The sequence below is a fragment of the Falsiruegeria litorea R37 genome (assembly GCF_900172225.1).
GTDB lineage: Bacteria > Pseudomonadota > Alphaproteobacteria > Rhodobacterales > Rhodobacteraceae > Falsiruegeria > Falsiruegeria litorea.
In genome coordinates this window covers 2741588-2759300 of record NZ_FWFO01000001.1, presented here as the reverse complement: position 1 = coordinate 2759300, position 17713 = coordinate 2741588, and the positions used below count along the sequence as shown (strand labels likewise).

The window sequence follows — 17713 nt, the reverse complement described above, 5'->3', positions numbered from 1 at the left end:
GCTGATGAGCACCGGGCTGCACATGGTGGATGGGCGGATCAGCCTGTCGGATGGGGACCGAAGGTTTGAGGTTCACGTGCCAGAGTTGCAGCTTGATCCGGGGCAAGCCCTGGCGCTAACCGGGGCCAGTGGATCGGGCAAGACGCTGGTTTTGGAAATGCTCGGCCTGCTGCGTGCGCCACAGGGTGGAACCACCTATCGTGTCGGGAATGCGGACTTGGCCGCGCTTTGGCAGCGCGGGCCACGCAACCCTGAACTGGCCGAAATGCGCGGGCGTCTTTTTGGCTTTGTCCCCCAATCGGGCGGCTTGCTGCCGTTTCTGACCGTGCGCGACAACATCGCCCTGCCGCAACGCGTGTGTGGACAGCCGGATCCGGATTGGTGCGCGTCGCTGATCGACCGTTTGGGCCTTGGCGATCAAGCAGGGCAATACCCGGCCTCTCTGTCCATCGGCCAACGTCAGCGGACGGCCATTGCGCGCGCCTTGTCCCATCGGCCCCGGATCGTGATCGCGGATGAGCCGACTTCAGCCCTCGACCCATCCAGCGCCGATCAGGTGCTGGTGCTGCTTTTGGAAACCGCTGCCGAGCAGGGGGCGGGCGTGATCCTGTCGTCGCATGATCTGGACCGGATGGATCGACACGGCATTGCGCGGCGCAGTTTGAAGCTCGAGGCTGGGCCCCCCGTGACAAGCCGGTTGGAGGGGGGATCATGCTGATCGCCTCGCTCGCCATTCGAGATCTGTTTCGGGACAGGTTTTTCCTGATCTGCAATACTGCGATCCTCGTGGGGGTGCTGGTGCCGTTGCTGCTTCTCTTTGGGGTCAAGAACGGTGTCTATGCGGCACTGCTGGATGAAATGTTGGCCGATCCGGCCAGCCTTCAGATCGACACGGCAGGCAACACGACCTTTACCGAGGCAGAGGTGGCTCCGATCCGGGATTGGCCCGGCGTTGCCTTTGTCACCCCCAAGGTCCGCAGCCAGTTCGACTATGTCAATGTTCGCGCGACCGAAGGTCGGCGTTTGGCGGCGGCGCTGGTGATCCCCTCGGGCGCGGGGGATCCGACCCTGCCTGCGGGGGCCACTTTGGCCTTGGACCGCTTGGTGGTCAGTGCCGGTTTGGCGCGGCAGTTGAACCTGTCTGAAGGGGCACCGTTGCAGCTTATCACCCAAGCCGAGGATCGGCCCCGACAATTGGTGCTGGAGGCAGAGGTGGCGCATGTGCTGCCTGAACAGGCCCTTTCTGGGCGGGCGGTTCTGGCCCCGTTTGAGGTGCTCGATTTGATCGAGGCCTTTTATGACGCCTATTCCCTGCCGGACCATGGCATCGAGGGGGCAAAACCGCTGGATCAGCGGGTGCCAAGATATGGTGGCGTGCGGGTCTATGCCGAGCATCTGGAACAGCTGGCGGGGGTGCAGGCCCGGCTGGAGGAACACCTGGGCGTCGCAACCCTGGCCCGCACCCGCGAGGTCGAAGGGTTGTTGGGCTTGGGCCGCAATCTTACACTGGCGCTTGGGCTGACGGCGGCCTTGGCCTCGGTCGGGCTGGGGGCGGCGTTGGGGTTTGCCTTTTGGAGCGACGTGGCGCGCAAAAAGGGCGTGTTGGCGTCGATTGCCTTGGTTGGCGTACCGGGGCGACGCCTGATGCTCTTTCCCATGGTGCAGGCGGCGATTACGGGCCTCTTGGGTTTGGTCCTTTCGTGGATGGGCTATCAACTGGCGGGTCGGATTGCACAAAACCTGTTTGGCGGCGGCCTGCCCGACGGCGCAGCTTTGACACTTATCACGCCGGGACAGGCCATGGGCATTGGGGCATCGGTCATGGCGCTCTTGCTGGGTGTGTCGGCCATCGCGGGCTGGTCGGTGCAGCGCATCGACCCGGCGACCGTGTTGCGAGAGGTGACGTGATGCGGGCTCTGCTTCTTGCCTTGCTGATACTGCCTGTGGTGGCCGCGGCCGAGACACCCGAGGCGTGGCCTGTTGAACACTATGATCCGGCCAAGCAGGCCCCGGCAGATCTGCTGTTGCCGATGCCCTGCGGCGGTCAGATGGCGTTTCAAAAGGTGGTTGTGCCGCTGGATGCATCGGATCCATTGGCGGACCGCCGGGTGCGGTTGGGGCAATCCCTGGACCGGACAGGTTATGCCGAATATCTGCGGGATGATTTCCTGCGAGGGCCGTTTGTGGACGAGCAAGCGGGAACCACGTTCTATTACATTGGCCGGTACGAAGTGACCCAAGGCCAGTTCCGGGCGCTTCAGGGGGATTGCACACCGCTTGCGCGGCAGGATCGGATCGCACGGGGTGGCCTAAGTTGGTTCGACGCCGTGACCTTGGCGCAAAACTACACCGCCTGGCTTTATGCCAATGCTGCGGGCGCGCTGCCCACGGTGGACGGTGCCAAGGGCTATCTTCGCCTGCCCACGGAAACAGAGTGGGAATACGCCACTCGGGGAGGGGCTGTGATCGATGCCAATCGATTTTCGGATCTGACGTTCTTTGAAGACGGCGAAATGCGCGATTACGCGATCCACCAGGGCGCAGGCGCGGGGCGCGGAAGATTGAACCCCGTGGGTCTGCGGCTGCCCAATCCCCTGGGGCTTTATGACGTCTATGGCAACGCCGAAGAACTGATGCTCGAGGCGTTCCGCCTCAACGCTCTGGGGCGGGCGCATGGGCAGGTCGGTGGGGTTGTCACGCGCGGCGGATCGGTGCTGTCGGATGAGGACCAGATCTATTCTGCGCAACGCACCGAGTACCCGCCATTCGATGTACGTACGGGGCGGCCCCTGCGCGGTGACAGCTTTGGTGCGCGCTTTGTGATTTCGACCTACGTCGCCACATCCGAGGCGCGACTGTCCGATATCCGTGACCGGTGGATCACGCGCGCCGAGGGGGCGCGAGAGGGGGAGGAGGTCGATGCTTCAGCGATGCTTTCTGGCTTGATCGAAGCCGAGCCTGATCCGCACAGGCGTGGGGCTCTGGCGGATCTGCAACTGGAACTGCGTCGCAACCGGGATCAGGTGCAAACGGCATTACAACAATCGGCGCGGTCCACTTTGCTGGCAGGTACGGTGTTTGCCGAAGCTTTGATCGAGAACGCCCGTGGCATTGACAATAAGGCCGCAAATATTCGCATGCTGGTGACCCTGCAAAGGGCGGGCCGCAAGAGCGAGGTCTTTGACCGGCAGGTGCAAAAACACGTCAGCGAGATTGCTGAGATGCGGCATCTCCAGCAGGTCTACCTGTTGTCGTACCGAACTGCGCTGGACACTCTGGTTTCCGACATTGGGACAGAAACCCGCAACACTGCATTGGACGTTCTGAGGGAAGAGCTGAAACTGTCGGGGCAAACTGGGCTAAAGCGGGATCTGGATCGATTTGTGACCACGGTGGAAGCTTATGAAAAACAACCCGATATGCAGACCGCGGATCTGCTTAGGCAGACCTTGGAGGGCCCCCAGCACTGATCTGCGAACGAAGCGCTCCCGCCCGTCGTCGACGCCCCTTGCGGGACATCTCCTCCCGGGGGGGCCAGGCTCATGCGGGCTTTGCCCGCATGAGCCTGGCCCCCCCGGCCGTCCGCAGGACGCAAGGCCGATAGGCCGCGCAGCTTGGATGTGGATGACTGGATCGGCGTGCTTTTGCTGATCGGGATGCAGGAACTGGCCGATGTCGTTCCTCAAAACCTTGTACCCCATTCCCCGATATGTTCACATTTGCAGTGAAATCCGGGTTTGGGTCTCTCTCAACCTTGACAACGAGAGGGGTGTTTGTTCGGCTTGTTGAGGCAAAGGCTCAAATTCCATTAGCAAAGATCCCAATGGGCTCGGCCATCGTGTGCCCGATGTCGGGATCGACGAGGTTATTGTTATGTTTACCAAAAGCGTTTGTGCCACCCTTGTGGCCACCAGTCTGGTCTTGGTTCCTGCCAAAGAAGCGCGGGCCGATGAAGCTGCAGCCTTGATCGGAGGCGCCATCCTGGGCGGTCTCATCATCAACGAAGTCAACAAGAACAAGGCGCGTCAACGACAGCAGCAGCAACAACAGCAAACACGGGCGCGGACAACCACCCGTTCATCCGGGATTTCGGCCGCACAGCGCGAACAGAACCGCAACGTGCAATCTGCGTTGAACTATTTTGGGTACAACGTTGGCGCCGTGGATGGTTCGATCGGACGCAAGACGCGGGCAGGTATTTCGAATTATCAATCCGATATGGGGTATTCGATCGATGGGCGGCTTGACGATGCAGAACGCAGCTTTTTGCTGAACAGCCATCAGCGCGCCCAGGCGAGCGCGCATGTGGCACCGTACAATCAGATTCTGGCCAGCCAAGGACAACAGGGCCTGTTGCGCACATATCGCAACGAGCAACTGGGTATTCCGACGCCACAGGTTCAGCAGGCAACCGCGCCTGCACCGACGCAAAATACCGTTCCGGCGCGCGCCAACACAGGCGCCTTGCCTGATTTCACGTTTGGTGAACAGGCCAGGTCTGCAAATGAGCATTGCAACGAGATCAACGTTCTAACCGCCGCCAATGGCGGGCTGACCACCGGCGGCAACGTCACGGATGCCGAGTTTGCGCTGAATGAACAATTCTGCTTGGCTCGCACGCAGGCGATAGCCGAAAGTTCGCGGATCGAAGCGACCATTCCCAACCTTTCGGCCCCGCAAATTGAAGCACAGTGCCAAGGATTGACGCAGGCAATGGCGCCGCCAATGGCCGGGGTCGACAGCAAATCCCCCAGCCAGATTATTGCCGATGGCTCGTCGTTCTTGCGCAACTCGGGCAAACCGATGGATCAACTGGTCTCGGGTGGCAAAGTTTGTCTGGGAGTTGGCTATCGAACGGATGACGCCGAGATGGCAATGGCGTCCGGTGTGCTTTTGGCGTCGGCGGGTCAGCTTGGCTACAGCGAAATCGTCAGCCATCATCTGCGCGAAGGATTTGGTGCAGCCCAGGGCCAAGGCGCTGTCGCGGGCGATTGGATGCGGATGGCAATCAACGCGGCCCAAAGTGGGGCAACGGTTCTTGGACAGACACCTGATCGTATTGCTGTTTTATCGGCTGCATTGACCGGTGTCCCGGCTCAGACGGGCACGGCTGCACTCCCCGCGTTTCCGTCGGTGCCTTCGGGTAACTAGATCGCGGCGTTGGGGCAGAGGGTTACGCAGGCAGGCTGCGGCGGGACTGTTGTAGCCTGTTTGCGATAAGCTGCGGCACGCCCTGCGCCTCTCCCAGCACTGGCAAAAGAACTCCGGGGAATTCTGCCTGTCTTAGGGCGTCTGGCACATCCTGTGTGGTGTGGAACCCAGGGCATGCAAAAAGCGGCAGGCAGATTGACAAAGGGCCGCATCCCTTTGCCGCTTGTTCGATAAATGGGACCTCTTCAACGAAACCGACGCGAATGTCAGCAACCGAGATACGGGCTGCAATTGCATCGGCAAAATCATTTGCCATCTTCGCGGGTTTCCGACTGCGGCCCGATCCATGGGCCGCCAACAGGATCGTCGTTTGCAAAAGGGACCAGCCAGCGTGTTGTGCAGTTTCCTTCAGCGCCTGCGCTGCCAGATCGGGTAGGGAGGGATCAAGTCCCAGTGGGTCGATCACTGTTGCCTCAGTCTTCCCGAGACGCTTGGGCAGGGCAGAGGTGACGAACCACCCGTTTGCCATGAACATCGGATAGATCAGTGCGCCGGGGGACAAGGTCGACAAAGCGGCCTCCAACCGACCCTCGGCGGCCAAGGTTGCTGACTGGATGTTCCAATCGGGAAGCTGCGCGGCCACCTTGAGGGCCAGCGCTTTCAAAGTGTCTTCAGCCGGGACAGGGTCGGACGGCTGCCCATGTGAGACGATCAAGGCCTGGCGTGGCACTAGGGACATGTTGGGCTGCTCCAATTGGCGATGTGCCATAAATGTCTTGCGCTGCGACCTTGTCAATGTTGCCGGTCACGCCGCTGTTGCCTGTTCCCGGCCCAGAGGCAAAACTGAACGTACGAGCAACTCTGGGGAGAGGGAGTTCATGCCCAAGATTCTACGAGAACCTATTGTACATTTTGGACTTTTGGCAGTTGGCTTGTTTGTCTATTTTCAATTGACCGCCGCACCTGAACCCGAAGGGAGCGATGATGGGATTATCGAAATTTCTGCCGCTGATGCTGCGCTGCTGGCCAATCAGCATAGTCAGGCTTGGAGTAGACCGCCAACGCGGGAAGAATTGGATGGCCTGATCCAGGCTCGTATTCGCGAAGAAGTACTGGTGCGTGAAGCGCTGGCACTGGGATTGGACACCGGGGATGGGGTGATCCGCAACCGTCTGCGTCAGAAGATGCAATTTTTGACGGACAGTGCGGCCCAGGCTTTGACCCCCGAGGCACCTGTTTTGCAAGCCCATCTCGAAGCCAACGCCGAGCGGTTTGAGCAAGCTGGGACGCTGGCATTTGAACAGGTGTTGCTTGGATCAAACCCAACCGAAGATGAGGTCAAGGCCACCTTGAACGACTTGAGGTCGGGAGCAGACCCTTTGACGCGAGGGGTTGCGTCCATGCTGCCCTCTCAGGTTCAAGCTTCGGCTCCGGTCCAGATCGACGGCGGTTTCGGGCGCGGGTTTTCTTCGGCGCTGGCTGAGTTTCCGATAGGAGAGTGGAGCGGACCGGTGCGGTCGGGCTTTGGCCTTCACTTGATCCGGTTGACCGAAAAAGAGGCGTCGCGTTTGCCTGATTTGGCCGAAGTCGAGGGCAAAGTCCTGTTTGATTGGCGCCGGGAACAGGCCAATGCCTTGTCCGAAGCGCAGTTCAACGCACTGCTGACGGCATATGAAATCCAGATCCCGTCCGGTGACGAACTGAACGCGCTGGTGGTGCAATGAAACCGCTGTTGGCTGCTGTCATGGTTGTATGGGGATGGGTCGGTATGGTTCAGGCTCATGCGTTGGATCCAGGCTATCTGCAAATGCAACATCTAGAGGGCGAGGCTTGGCAGGTATTTTGGCGCAAGCCGACCGTTCAGGGAAAGCCAATGGAGATTGATGCGGTGCTGCCGTCCAATTGTTCGCCAAGGCGATCAGAACGGGACCCACAGTTTGACGGCGCCGCCTGGGTGTCTCAATGGCTGACGCTTTGCCCTGCGGGACTGGCCGGACATCCGATCGTGATTGAAGGGCTTGAAGCGACGCAGACGGATGTGCTGGTTCGTCTAACTGGGCCGGATGGGCAGGTTCTGTCCAAACGGCTTACAGCAGATGAGACGGGATTTACCGTGCCTGCCGAGATGACGGGGTGGGATGTTTTTGCCAGCTATGTTGCCTTGGGGTTTGACCATATTCTGGAAGGGTTTGATCACCTGCTTTTTGTTTTTGCGTTGCTTGTCTTGATCCGCGATCCTTGGCGGCTGGTTGGGGCTGTCACGGCCTTTACCGTGGCCCACTCGATTACGCTGGCATTGGCAACCCTGGATGTGATCCGGGTGCCTTCTCCGCCGGTTGAGGCGGTGATCGCACTGTCCATCGTGTTGTTGGCGGTCGAAATTTTGCGACGTAGACAGGGCGGGGATCAATTGACGGAACGGTATCCTTGGCTCTTGTCCTTTGGGTTCGGCTTGTTGCACGGGTTGGGGTTTGCAGGGGCGCTGTCCGAGATTGGCTTGCCGCAGGGGGAAATTCCGCTGGCGCTGTTGGCCTTCAACATTGGGGTTGAGGCGGGACAACTTGCTTTTGTCGCGGTCATCCTGCTGGCGTTTGCTGCGCTGCGTTGGCTGGCGCCAAGGACTGCTGTGGTTTTGCGGGACCCTGCTTCGCACGGAACGCTGGTGATGGGCTACGCCATTGGCGGCGTGGCCACCTTTTGGTTGGCCGAGCGGGTGGCTGGGTTCTGAGCTGGCGGTCCCGCTGTCCAATGAAGCTCTTGGTGAAGGGGCGTGCTCCCGCCCGTCGTCGATGTTTCTGACGAAACACCTCCTCCCGTTGGGCCGGGCGCTCTGCGAATCCAGTAACCTACCAACGAGCGCTAGCTGAGTACGGTCAGCCATAGCCAAACTGTCAGCACGGATGCTCCGGTCGCCATCAGCACCGACGACGCTGCGACCCGCTTTGCACGCCCGTACATGTTGGCAAAGATATAGGCGTTGAACCCCGGCGCCATCGACGCATTGAGCACCGCAGAGCGGAACAGATCCTGCGGTAGAGCCAGCGTCTTGCCAAAGAGCCAGACCAGCGTTGGATGGACCATCAGCGAAATGCAGCAAACAAAAAGGATGGTGCGCATGTCGCCTTCGGGCCGGTATTGCACCAGCACGCCGCCAAGCGCAAAGAGCGCGCCGGGCAGGGCGGCGCGGATCACCAGATCCAGCGCGTCATCCACCACTTGCGGCATTACCAGCCCTGTCAGGTTGGCGATGAACCCCAAGGCGATGCCAAGGATCAGCACGTTCTTGAACATGGCCGACAGGACCGATCCCACCATCTTGGTCCCGCCGTTGCCGCGATTGCGGATCACCTCCATCACTGTAATGCCGACGCCGTAGCAAAAGGGCGAATGAAAGGCGATGATGGCATAGTTGCCAGTCAGGTTGTCGGCACCATAGGCGCGCTCTGTGATCGGCAGACCCAGCAGGACCGAGTTTGAAAACAGGCAGCAAAAGCCGATGACGACCGCATCTTCCCAGTCGCGTTTGAAGATCAGACGCGCCCCGGCCATGCCCGCAATGAAACAGAGCGCGGCCCCGGTGTAGAAACTGGCCAGCAGGCGCGGATCAAAGCTGGCCTGCAGGTCTAGCGAGGCGATGGCGCGAAACAATAGGCACGGGATCGCAAAGCTTTGCGTGAACCGCATCAGCCCGTCGATGTGGCTTTGGTTGAAGAACCCGGCACGGGTGACCGTGTAACCCGCCCCGATAACCAGGAATACCGGCAGGATGACGTCGATCAGGCTTTGGAACATGGGCGACGTCTTTTGTTCATGGGGTTACAGCGGGTAGCGGATCACCATCCCGTCATAGGCCGGGGTGATGTGGTCGGGTGTCTCGGCCTCGACTTCTGCATAGTCCAGGTCGATATGCATGTTGGTCAGCACGCCGCGTTTCGGTGCCATCTTTTCGATCCATTCCAGTGCACGTTCCAGATGCACATGGGTCGGATGCGGTGTGCGGCGCAGGGCGTCGAGGATCCAGCAGTCCAAGCCCTCCAGCTCGGCCCAGGCATCATCATAGATCTCGGCCACATCCGGCAGATAAGCCAGGCCACCAATGCGAAACCCCAGACTGTCGATCGAGCCATGACCCACCTTGAACGGGCGGAAGGTGATCGGGCCGCCGGGGCCGTCGATTTCAAACGCACCGTCGATGGTTTTCAGATCCAGGATGGGCGGATAGGGCGAACCTTCGGGTTGGATAAAGGCATAGCCAAAACGCGACAGCAGTGCGTTCTGTGTGTCTCCATCGGCCCAGACCGGAACGCGGGCGCGCATGTTGTAGACGATCATGCGCAGATCGTCGATGCCATGCACGTGATCGGCATGCGAATGGGTGTATACCACGCCATCCAGGCGCCCGGTGCCCGCATCCAGAAGCTGGCCGCGCATGTCTGGTGTGGTGTCGATCAGCACGGTTGTCGTGCCCTCAGGCCCTTCGCGTTCCACCAGCATCGAGCAGCGGCGGCGCACGTTGCGCGGGTTGGTGGGGTCACAATCGCCCCAATGGCCGCCAAGACGCGGCACGCCGCCGGACGAGCCGCAGCCCAGGATGGTGAAGCGCAGCTCGTTTGTCATGCGGCGGCCCTGTGGCTTGCGGCTTTGACAAACAACCGGTCGAAATTGGCCTGCGTCTGCGCCGCGAAATCGGGATAGTCCATGCCAAACACCTCGGCTCCTTTGCGCGCCGTATGGGCGGTATAGGCTGGCTCATTGCGTTTGCCGCGATGGGGTGGGGGGGCCAGATAGGGCGCGTCGGTTTCCACCAATACGCGGTCCACCGGGGCGGCAGCAAAGATGTCGCGTACCTCCTGGCTTTTAGGGAAGGTGGCGATGCCGGACATCGAAAGGTAGAAGCCCAGATCCAGTGCAGCACGCGCCAATTCGGGCGAGGACGAGAAACAGTGCATCACACAAGCGTAGGGCGCGTTGCGGTGTTCTTCGGCCAGAATGCGGGCCATGTCGTCATCGGCGGCGCGGGCGTGGATGATCAGCGGCAGGCCGGTGCGCTGCGCGGCCTCGATATGAATGCGCAGGCTCTGTTTCTGTACCTCGGCGCTTTCAGCCGTGTAGTGATAGTCGAGACCGGTTTCGCCGATGCCCACGAATTTCGGATGTGCCGACAGGGCCACCAGCTCGTCCACGGTGGCCATGGGCTCTTCGGCGGCGCTCATCGGGTGGGTGCCGGCGGCATAGAACACCGGCGCGTGTGCTTCGGCAATGGCACGTACCGATGGCTCGTTGCGCAGGCGGGTACAGATGGTCACCATGCGGGTGACGCCAGCCGCAGCCGCGTTTGCGATGATCGTATCCAGTTGCCCCTCGAAATCGGGAAAGTCGAGGTGGCAGTGGCTATCGGTGATTTCCGGTGTGATCTGGTGGTCGCTCATGAGCCCCAACTGGCGGTTTCCTGCATCTTGAAAACCGTATCTAGGACAAGTGCAGCGGGGTCAAGGTTCACCGCCTGACCATGTCGCGCGCGGGCCGTGATCGTTGCGGCAATTTCCGCCCATTTGCGGCCCCGATGCGGGTCCGAGGCGAGTTTCAGGAGCACCTCTGCCTCTCCCGGTGCGGCTTGCGGTTCTGGCGCTTGGCCGGTGGCCCCAGTGTGCGCCAAACGGGCCAATGAGATGTCGATGAGGTTGAGCAACAACTCGAACTTCTCGGCCGCCCCACGTTGTGCCGCAGCCTCGGCCAGTTTCAGGGCGCGGGAGCGATCCAAACGGGGCATGGTGCCCAGAATGCCGATCAGTTCGGAATAGATCTGCAACCCACCCAAATTGATCAGCCTGAGTGCTGCGCCAACAGATCCCGCGGCCAATGCGGCCAAATGATCGGGGTTGGCGGGCGGCTCGGTCCCGGTTTGCGCAAGGGCGGCCTGCATGTCGCCCGCATCCAGCGGCGACAGTCGCAGGGTGCGGCAGCGCGAGCGGATTGTGGGCAAGAGGCGCGAGGGCTGGTGCGAGATCAGTAACAATGTGGTGCGTGCGGGCGGCTCTTCGAGCATTTTGAGCAAGGCGTTGGCCGCACTGGTATTCATCTCGTCGGCACTGTCGACGATGACCACACGACGCCCGCCGTCAGTAGCGGACAAGCCAAAGAAGCGGCCCAGCTTGCGGACGTCGTCCACCACGATTTCGGCCCGCATGGTGCCGCGATCATTGGCCGAGCGGGTAATCGAGGCCAGCCCCGGTTCCGCGCCAGCCAGAATACGATGTGCCACCGGGTGATCCGGGTCAATGTCCAGCGAGGTGGGCGGGGGAGGGGCGCCAAACAGTCCACCGTCATCGGCAGGGGGCGTCGCCAGCAGGAACCGCGCGATGCGCCAGGCGAGGGTTGCCTTGCCGACACCTTGCGGGCCGGTCAGCAGCCAGCCGTGGTGCAGACGGTCCGAGTTGAAAGCATCCAGAAATGCCACCTGCGCCGCGTCCTGGCCAAACAGCTGGGCGGTTTCACGCGGGTGGGGCGCACCGGGTGCCTGATCCGGAGAGGGGAGGTCGTCGCTCATGCCTGCTCTATACCAGAGCCTGTTCCACAACGCCCGCAATATCGCGCGCCACGGTGTCCATGTCCCGGTTGCCGTCGATTACGTGAAAGCGGTCCGTGAATTCATCCGCCAGCGCCAGAAAACCGGCGCGCATCTTGCGCTGCAGCTCGGGCCCGAAGTCTTCGAAGCGTTCTTCGGTGCCCTGGCGGCCCTTGGCGCGGCTGAGGCCGGTTTCGGGGTCCATGTCCACCAGGATCGTCAGGTCCGGCTCGCGTCCGATCATCAGCCCGTGTAGCTGATCGACCAACGCGCGCAGGTCGCCACGTGACAGGCCCTGATACATGCGGGTGCTGTCAGCAAATCGGTCGCAAATCACGACTTTACCCGCTTCCAGCGCAGGCAGGATTGTACGCTCCAGATGGTCGCGGCGTGCGGCGGTGAAGAGGAGGATCTCGGTCTCGGCGGACCAGCGATCGGGATCGCCTTCCAGAACCAGACGGCGGATTTCCTCGGCCCCAGGCGAACCGCCGGGTTCGCGGGTCAGCACAACGTCACGCCCCTGAGCCTGCAGGTGGTCGGCCAAACGCCGCGCTTGGGTGGATTTTCCCGATCCGTCGATGCCCTCGAACGTCAGGAACAGACCTTTGGGTGTTGTCACATCGCCCCCGCAGGACCGTCGGTGAATTGTTTGAGCAGCAGGCTCGCCGCCGTTTTCATTCGCACCACGAAACCGCCAAGGGGCACGTCCTGCACGGCCACGAGCGGGCGGCGCATTTCGGGTAGACCCTCGGGTTTGATCACCAATTCGGCCAACTGTTGACCCTTGGCAATCGGAGCATTGACAGGACCATCATAGACCACATCCGCCTGAACCTCTTTGCCGCCCAGAACCGGCAACAGCAGGCTCAGATCCTCGGCTGGCACCAAGCCTACCGATTGTTGGCTTCCCATCCAGACTTGGACTTGGGCGACGGGGGTATCGGCTTTGGCGATGGTCTTTTGGGTAAAGTGGCGAAACGACCAGTTAACGATGGCTTCCGCCTCCTCTGCGCGCTGCGCGGTGCTGTCGAGGCCAGAGATGACAAAGATCACGCGGCGGTCTGCTTGTTTGGCCGAACCCACAAGACCATAACCCGCCTCTTGCGTATGTCCTGTCTTCAAGCCATCCGCCCCGATCCCCAGACGCAACAGGGGGTTGCGATTGCGGGTGTTCGACGGTGCGCGGCCATCGAATTCAAATTCGGTTTCGGCAAAGAGCGGGTAATACTGCGGGAAATCCGAGATCAGACGATTGGCCAGAACAGCCAGGTCCTGCACCGACATCCGGTGGCCTGCCGCGGGCCAGCCGTTGGAATTGGCAAAGGTCGAGTTCATCATGCCCAACTGCTTGGCCCGTTGCGTCATGTAGCGGGCAAACCCGGCTTCGGATCCATCGGGGCTGAGCGCTTCGGCGATCACCGCGCAGGCGTCATTTCCGCTGAGCACAATGATGCCACGGATCAGATCCTCGACCCGAACCCGGTCTTGGGTGTTCAGGAACATGGTCGAGCCGCCATAGTTCATCGCGTGCTGCGAAACCGGCAGGCGTTCGTCCAGCGTCAAACGACCGTCGCTCAGCGCTTCGAAGGCCACGTAAAGCGTCATCAGCTTTGACATCGATGCAGGCGGCAGGGGCTCTTCGGCGTTCTTGGCCAGCAGGACCGTGCCTGTACTTTGGTCCAGGACGTAAGCCGCCGTTGCCTTGGTGTCGAAGGCATGGGCCGGTAGGGCCGCAAGTGCCAGAGCAAATGCAGCAGCAGTTGTGCGGAGCGACGACAGCACGGGTTCAGCTCTCCTTAGTTGGTGACGGCGTAGGCGTCAGAGAATCCGGTTTCCTTGACCTGCTTGAGCAGGGCAGTCCGCTCTGATTTGGTTTGCGCAGGGCCCACGACAACCCTCCAGAAGGGCTTGCCATTGGATTTCTGCGCCAGAACGGTGGGAACCATGCCCGCATTGCGCATCTGATCGGCAGTGCGTTTGGCATTGGCTTCGACGCTGAAGATGCCGATCTGGATGTACGGCTTGCTCAGCGACGAGGATTTTGGTTTCGGGGCAGGAGCCGGGGCAGCATCTGCTGCAGAGGCTGCTGCGGTGACGACAGGGGCTTCTGCGGATGCTGGGGCAGTGGCGTCGATGGCGGCAGCTGCACCTGCGATTGGATCCAGCGTGGCTTCGGAAATCTCTGCTCCGGGTTCGACGGCGGCAACTTCGGTTGCCTCGACCTCGGGTGCTTCTTCGACAGCTTCGCGGCGCAGCGCGGTCACATGCAATTCAACCGGTGCCCCCGCTAACATGCCAAGCGCTGCAGCCGCGTCGGACGAGGCTTGAATGCGCGGGCCGGGAATTTCACGCTCGCGACGGAATAAAGCGCCGATTACAAACTTGCCGTTCGAGTTGTTGCGAATGATGACACGCTCGGGCTCGGTCACGTCAGAATGTGCGACCCAGACACCACCAAGTGACGGACGGCCGTCCCAAAGACCGGCTTCGGTCACCTCAAACACCTCGGGCGCTTCGACATCGCGTTCGATCAGCTGGGTGCTTTGCCCGCTTGCTTCGGTTGTTTTGTCGTCGTCCTTTGGTTGCAGGAAGCCAAGTTTCGGTCCTTCTTCGCAGCCTGCCAAAATACCCAGTGTCGCCGCAAACAAAACAAGTCGTTTCGGCAACTTGCGTGGTTCAGTCCCTTGGGTCATTTTATGTTCCTTGCCTGTTTCGGGCGTCTTTTGCGCCCCCTTTGCCGGTTGTCCGGTCGTTTGCCCGCGTCTCAAGCTATCAGCTTGTTTTACGTGATCATAGCGCGAGAGGCCTTTCAATGAAAGTCCGCAGCGCATCAGTCGGCAAGTTTTCCCCCTTTTTCGACTTGCGTCACCTAGTGCGAGGCCCTAAATCACGTCGCACGCGGGGAGGTGGCAGAGTGGTCGAATGCGGCGGTCTTGAAAACCGTTGGGCGTGAGAGCGTCCCCAGGGTTCGAATCCCTGTCTCCCCGCCACTCATTCAACAGGTTCTCACCTCTTCGGAAATGCCTCCAAAACTTGGAAGATTTCCATAATCGTTGCCTGTTTTTCCTGTAGATATCGAGCCTGTTTTCTAAGGCCATTTGGTAGGCTTCATTGCCGAAGTCTAATTTTGCCTACCTGTATGAATGTCCCGCACGTAATGGCGCACAGCGCAGTTGTAGAAGCAAGCCGAGCGCATCCAGAAGACTCCGCGGTGTTTTTGGGTCCTGACGGCTGCCGTTGCCGCCAGTTAGGCAGAGTCTTTGGCGGAATTTATCAAGTATCCGGCTAATTTGGCATAGTTTGTGGTTAATCTTGCAATACGCTCGTCCTACCTTGGGAGGGGCAGCATGACCGACAAAGACACTATTTCATTCGGATATCACACAGATCCATCGCGGTCTCATTCGTTGCAGGCTGCCGCATATACCGAGAGAAAGTGGTTTGACGCAGACCTCAAGTCCATCCTCTCCAGAACTTGGCAATGGGTGTGTCATGTAGAAAAGACACGCGAGCCGGGATCTTATGTGACGGTGGATATTGCAGGCCAGCCGATTGCGGTTGTGCGTGACAAAGAGGGTAAGCTCCGCGCCTTTTACAACGTCTGCAAACACCGCGCACATGAATTGCTTTCGGGAGAGGGGCAAACAACCCGGATCATGTGTCCATATCATGCCTGGGTCTACAAGCTTGACGGGCAACTGGCCCGTGCACCGCACACCGAAAACCTCGAGGACTTCAACAAGGACGACATTTGCCTCGACGAAGTGCAGGTCGAAGAGTTTTGTGGATTTGTTTTTGTCAATTTGGATCCAAGCGCCACTTCCCTGTCAGAGCAATCGGGAAACCTGGAAACCGAGGTGCGGCATTGGGCACCGGATGTGGATCAGCTCACCTTTGGTCATCGTCTGACCTATGACATCAAGTCGAACTGGAAGAACGTCGTAGACAACTTTCTGGAGTGTTATCACTGCCCGACCGCTCACAAGGATTTTTGTGACCTCGTGGATATGGATACCTATAAGGTCACAACTTATGGCATCTATTCCAGCCATATGGCGGATGCGGGCAACAGCCCAAACACTGCCTATGACGTGTCCAATGCCACGGTGAAAACCCATGCGGTGTGGTGGCTTTACCCCACAACCTGCCTGATGCGGTATCCGGGGCGGTCCAGCATGATTGTTTTGAATATCATCCCGGTTGGACCTGATCGAACGCTTGAAACCTATGACTTTTTCCTTGAAACCCCGGAACCAGACGCGATGGAGTTGGATGCAATTCGCTATCTGGACGAAGTGCTTCAGGTCGAAGACATCGGCCTTGTCGAGAGTGTGCAGCGTGGGATGAACACGCCAGCCTTTACGCAAGGCCGGATCGTCAATGATCCGGATGGATCAGGAAAGTCCGAGCACGCGGTGCATCATTTCCACGGTTTGGTCCTGGACGCTTACGCAAAAGGTGCGGCGTGACGCAGCCAAATATCCTTGTGATCATGGCGGATCAATTGGCTCCGCATTTCACGGGGGCTTACGGTCACAAGGTCGCCAAGACGCCACACCTTGATGCGCTGGCCGCACGTGGCATGCGCTTTGATGCGGCTTACTGCAATTCCCCGCTTTGCGCTCCGTCGCGATTTGCCTTCATGTCGGGCCAGCACATCAGCCGCATCGCGGCCTACGACAATGCATCCGAGTTCAGGGCCTCGGTGCCGACATTTGCGCATTACCTCAAATCGCTGGGCTACCGGACCTGCCTTTCAGGCAAGATGCATTTTGTAGGCCCGGATCAGATGCATGGGTTCGAAGACAGGGTGACGACCGATATCTACCCTGCAGACTTCGCGTGGACCCCGGATTGGGAGGCACCCGACGAGCGGATCGATAAGTGGTATCACAACATGCAAACCGTCAAGGAAAGTGGCGTTGCCCACGCGACATTCCAGATCGATTATGACGACGAAGTTGGGTTTGCGGCCAAACGCTGGCTGTTTGACGCGGCCCGTGACAAAGCGCGCGGGAACGACGCGCCTTTTGCAATGGTGGCAAGCTTCATTCACCCGCATGACCCTTACGTGGCGCGGCCCGAATGGTGGAACTTGTACGCGGACGACGAGATCGAACTGCCTGCCTTTACGCCGGCGCTGGAGGATCAAGATCCGTTCTCGCGCCGGTTGATGGATGGGATCGAGGCATCCTATGTGCCGCTCAGCGAGGCAGAAATACGGCGCGCGCGTCGCGCGTATCTGGCTAACGTCAGCTACTTCGACAGCAAGATCGGAGAGCTGGTTCAAACCCTCGAAGAGACGGGCGCGTTTGACAACACCATCGTGATTGTCACCGCCGACCACGGCGACATGCTGGGTGAACGCGGGCTGTGGTACAAAATGAACTTCTTCGAACACTCGGCGCGCGTTCCACTGGTCATGGCCGGGCCGGGCGTTTCAGCAGGGACCGCACAGAATGCGGTATCGCTCGTCGATCTGCTGCCAACATTTATCGACATTGGCGGTGGTGATGAGACGATGATCGGAGAGCCAATCGACGGTCGCAGCCTGATGCCCCTGGCCCGAGGCGAAGAAGACCCGGTTGATGAGGCGATCGGTGAATATTGTGCGGAAATGACGGGCTATCCTGTGATCATGATCCGGCGTGGACCTTTGAAATACATTCATTGCGATAGCGATCCACCGCAGCTCTACGACCTGAGCGCAGACCCGTTGGAAACAAAAAACGTCGCTGCAGAACCTGAATACTCGGGCGCGGCAGCTGGATTTGCCGCCGAAGTTGCCGCGCGATGGGACGGCAACAGTTTGCGACACAAGATAATTGCCACGCAAAAGTCCCGCCGCGCGTTGCATGCCGCGATGGAGGCGGGGGCAAGCGAGCCGTGGGATTACAACCCGCCGTCTGACGCAAGTCGGCAGTATGTACGCAACACTATGGATTGGACCGTGGCCGCAAGCCGCTATCGCTATCCGCCTATAAAGGACTGATGCCA

The 17713-nt window shown here is 60.0% G+C and carries 16 protein-coding genes and 1 tRNA gene; 9 read left to right on the top strand and 8 right to left on the bottom strand.

Translation table 11 applies throughout. The features are described from left to right. Nucleotides 1-4 precede the first annotated feature (4 nt). From TRL7639_RS13425 to TRL7639_RS13410, 4 genes are all read left to right on the top strand, one after another. A complete protein-coding gene (locus TRL7639_RS13425; RefSeq protein WP_235820326.1) occupies nucleotides 5-718 on the top strand; it encodes an ABC transporter ATP-binding protein in 714 nt (237 codons plus the stop codon). Next, entirely contained in the window at nucleotides 712-1908 is a 1197-nt protein-coding gene (locus TRL7639_RS13420) for an ABC transporter permease family protein (protein WP_085796132.1), read from the top strand. Before TRL7639_RS13425 ends, TRL7639_RS13420 begins: the two co-directional genes overlap by 7 nt. Continuing rightward, nucleotides 1908-3470: a formylglycine-generating enzyme family protein gene (locus TRL7639_RS13415; protein WP_085796131.1), complete on the top strand. Its 1563-nt coding sequence runs from the start codon at nucleotides 1908-1910 to the stop codon at nucleotides 3468-3470. The genes TRL7639_RS13420 and TRL7639_RS13415 overlap by 1 nt, the downstream gene beginning before the upstream one ends. 403 nt (nucleotides 3471-3873) lie before the next feature. After that, nucleotides 3874-5151, top strand: coding sequence for a peptidoglycan-binding domain-containing protein (locus TRL7639_RS13410; protein WP_133057656.1), 1278 nt, complete (start codon nucleotides 3874-3876; stop codon nucleotides 5149-5151). A gap of 22 nt (nucleotides 5152-5173) precedes the next feature. Here TRL7639_RS13410 and TRL7639_RS13405 read toward each other — a convergent pair whose 3' ends face one another. Further along, nucleotides 5174-5920: a sirohydrochlorin chelatase gene (locus TRL7639_RS13405; protein WP_235820324.1), complete on the bottom strand. Its 747-nt coding sequence runs from the start codon at nucleotides 5918-5920 to the stop codon at nucleotides 5174-5176. A 109-nt stretch (nucleotides 5921-6029) separates the two neighbouring features. On the opposite strand from TRL7639_RS13405, the gene TRL7639_RS13400 reads away from it, so the two are divergent. Both TRL7639_RS13400 and TRL7639_RS13395 read left to right on the top strand, forming a co-directional pair. After that, nucleotides 6030-6875, top strand: a complete 846-nt coding sequence (locus tag TRL7639_RS13400; protein ID WP_165759808.1) for a peptidylprolyl isomerase — start codon at nucleotides 6030-6032, stop codon at nucleotides 6873-6875. After that, nucleotides 6872-7879 carry a HupE/UreJ family protein gene (locus TRL7639_RS13395; RefSeq protein WP_085796128.1) on the top strand — a complete coding sequence of 336 codons (1008 nt, stop codon included), beginning with the start codon at nucleotides 6872-6874 and terminating at the stop codon, nucleotides 7877-7879. Before TRL7639_RS13400 ends, TRL7639_RS13395 begins: the two co-directional genes overlap by 4 nt. A 131-nt stretch (nucleotides 7880-8010) precedes the next feature. On the opposite strand, the gene TRL7639_RS13390 is transcribed toward TRL7639_RS13395, so the two are convergent. From TRL7639_RS13390 to TRL7639_RS13360, 7 genes are read right to left on the bottom strand one after another with little or no spacing between them, the layout of a single operon-like run. Then, nucleotides 8011-8943, bottom strand: a complete 933-nt coding sequence (locus TRL7639_RS13390; protein WP_085796127.1) for an AEC family transporter — start codon at nucleotides 8941-8943, stop codon at nucleotides 8011-8013. 24 nt (nucleotides 8944-8967) lie between these two features. Beyond that, nucleotides 8968-9768: an MBL fold metallo-hydrolase gene (locus TRL7639_RS13385; protein ID WP_085796126.1), complete on the bottom strand. Its 801-nt coding sequence runs from the start codon at nucleotides 9766-9768 to the stop codon at nucleotides 8968-8970. Then, on the bottom strand, nucleotides 9765-10580 hold the full coding sequence (locus tag TRL7639_RS13380) for a TatD family hydrolase (protein WP_085796125.1): 816 nt from the start codon (nucleotides 10578-10580) through the stop codon (nucleotides 9765-9767). Before TRL7639_RS13380 ends, TRL7639_RS13385 begins: the two co-directional genes overlap by 4 nt. Next, nucleotides 10577-11698, bottom strand: coding sequence for a DNA polymerase III subunit delta' (locus tag TRL7639_RS13375; protein ID WP_085796124.1), 1122 nt, complete (start codon nucleotides 11696-11698; stop codon nucleotides 10577-10579). Before TRL7639_RS13375 ends, TRL7639_RS13380 begins: the two co-directional genes overlap by 4 nt. Nucleotides 11699-11705: 7 nt before the next feature. After that, nucleotides 11706-12335 (bottom strand): dTMP kinase, encoded by a 630-nt coding sequence (gene tmk, locus TRL7639_RS13370; protein ID WP_085796123.1) that lies wholly within the window; start codon nucleotides 12333-12335, stop codon nucleotides 11706-11708. Continuing rightward, nucleotides 12332-13498 carry a D-alanyl-D-alanine carboxypeptidase family protein gene (locus TRL7639_RS13365; protein WP_085796122.1) on the bottom strand — a complete coding sequence of 389 codons (1167 nt, stop codon included), beginning with the start codon at nucleotides 13496-13498 and terminating at the stop codon, nucleotides 12332-12334. Before TRL7639_RS13365 ends, tmk begins: the two co-directional genes overlap by 4 nt. A gap of 14 nt (nucleotides 13499-13512) precedes the next feature. Further along, complete coding sequence (locus TRL7639_RS13360; RefSeq protein WP_085796429.1) at nucleotides 13513-14409, bottom strand: SPOR domain-containing protein; 897 nt, start codon at nucleotides 14407-14409, stop codon at nucleotides 13513-13515. A 207-nt stretch (nucleotides 14410-14616) separates the two neighbouring features. On the opposite strand from TRL7639_RS13360, the gene TRL7639_RS13355 reads away from it, so the two are divergent. From TRL7639_RS13355 to betC, 3 genes are all read left to right on the top strand, one after another. Next, a tRNA-Ser gene (locus tag TRL7639_RS13355) sits at nucleotides 14617-14706 on the top strand. 357 nt (nucleotides 14707-15063) lie between these two features. Then, nucleotides 15064-16185, top strand: a complete 1122-nt coding sequence (locus tag TRL7639_RS13350; protein WP_085796121.1) for an aromatic ring-hydroxylating oxygenase subunit alpha — start codon at nucleotides 15064-15066, stop codon at nucleotides 16183-16185. Then, a complete protein-coding gene (gene betC, locus TRL7639_RS13345; RefSeq protein WP_085796120.1) occupies nucleotides 16182-17708 on the top strand; it encodes a choline-sulfatase in 1527 nt (508 codons plus the stop codon). The genes TRL7639_RS13350 and betC overlap by 4 nt, the downstream gene beginning before the upstream one ends. Nucleotides 17709-17713 lie beyond the last annotated feature (5 nt).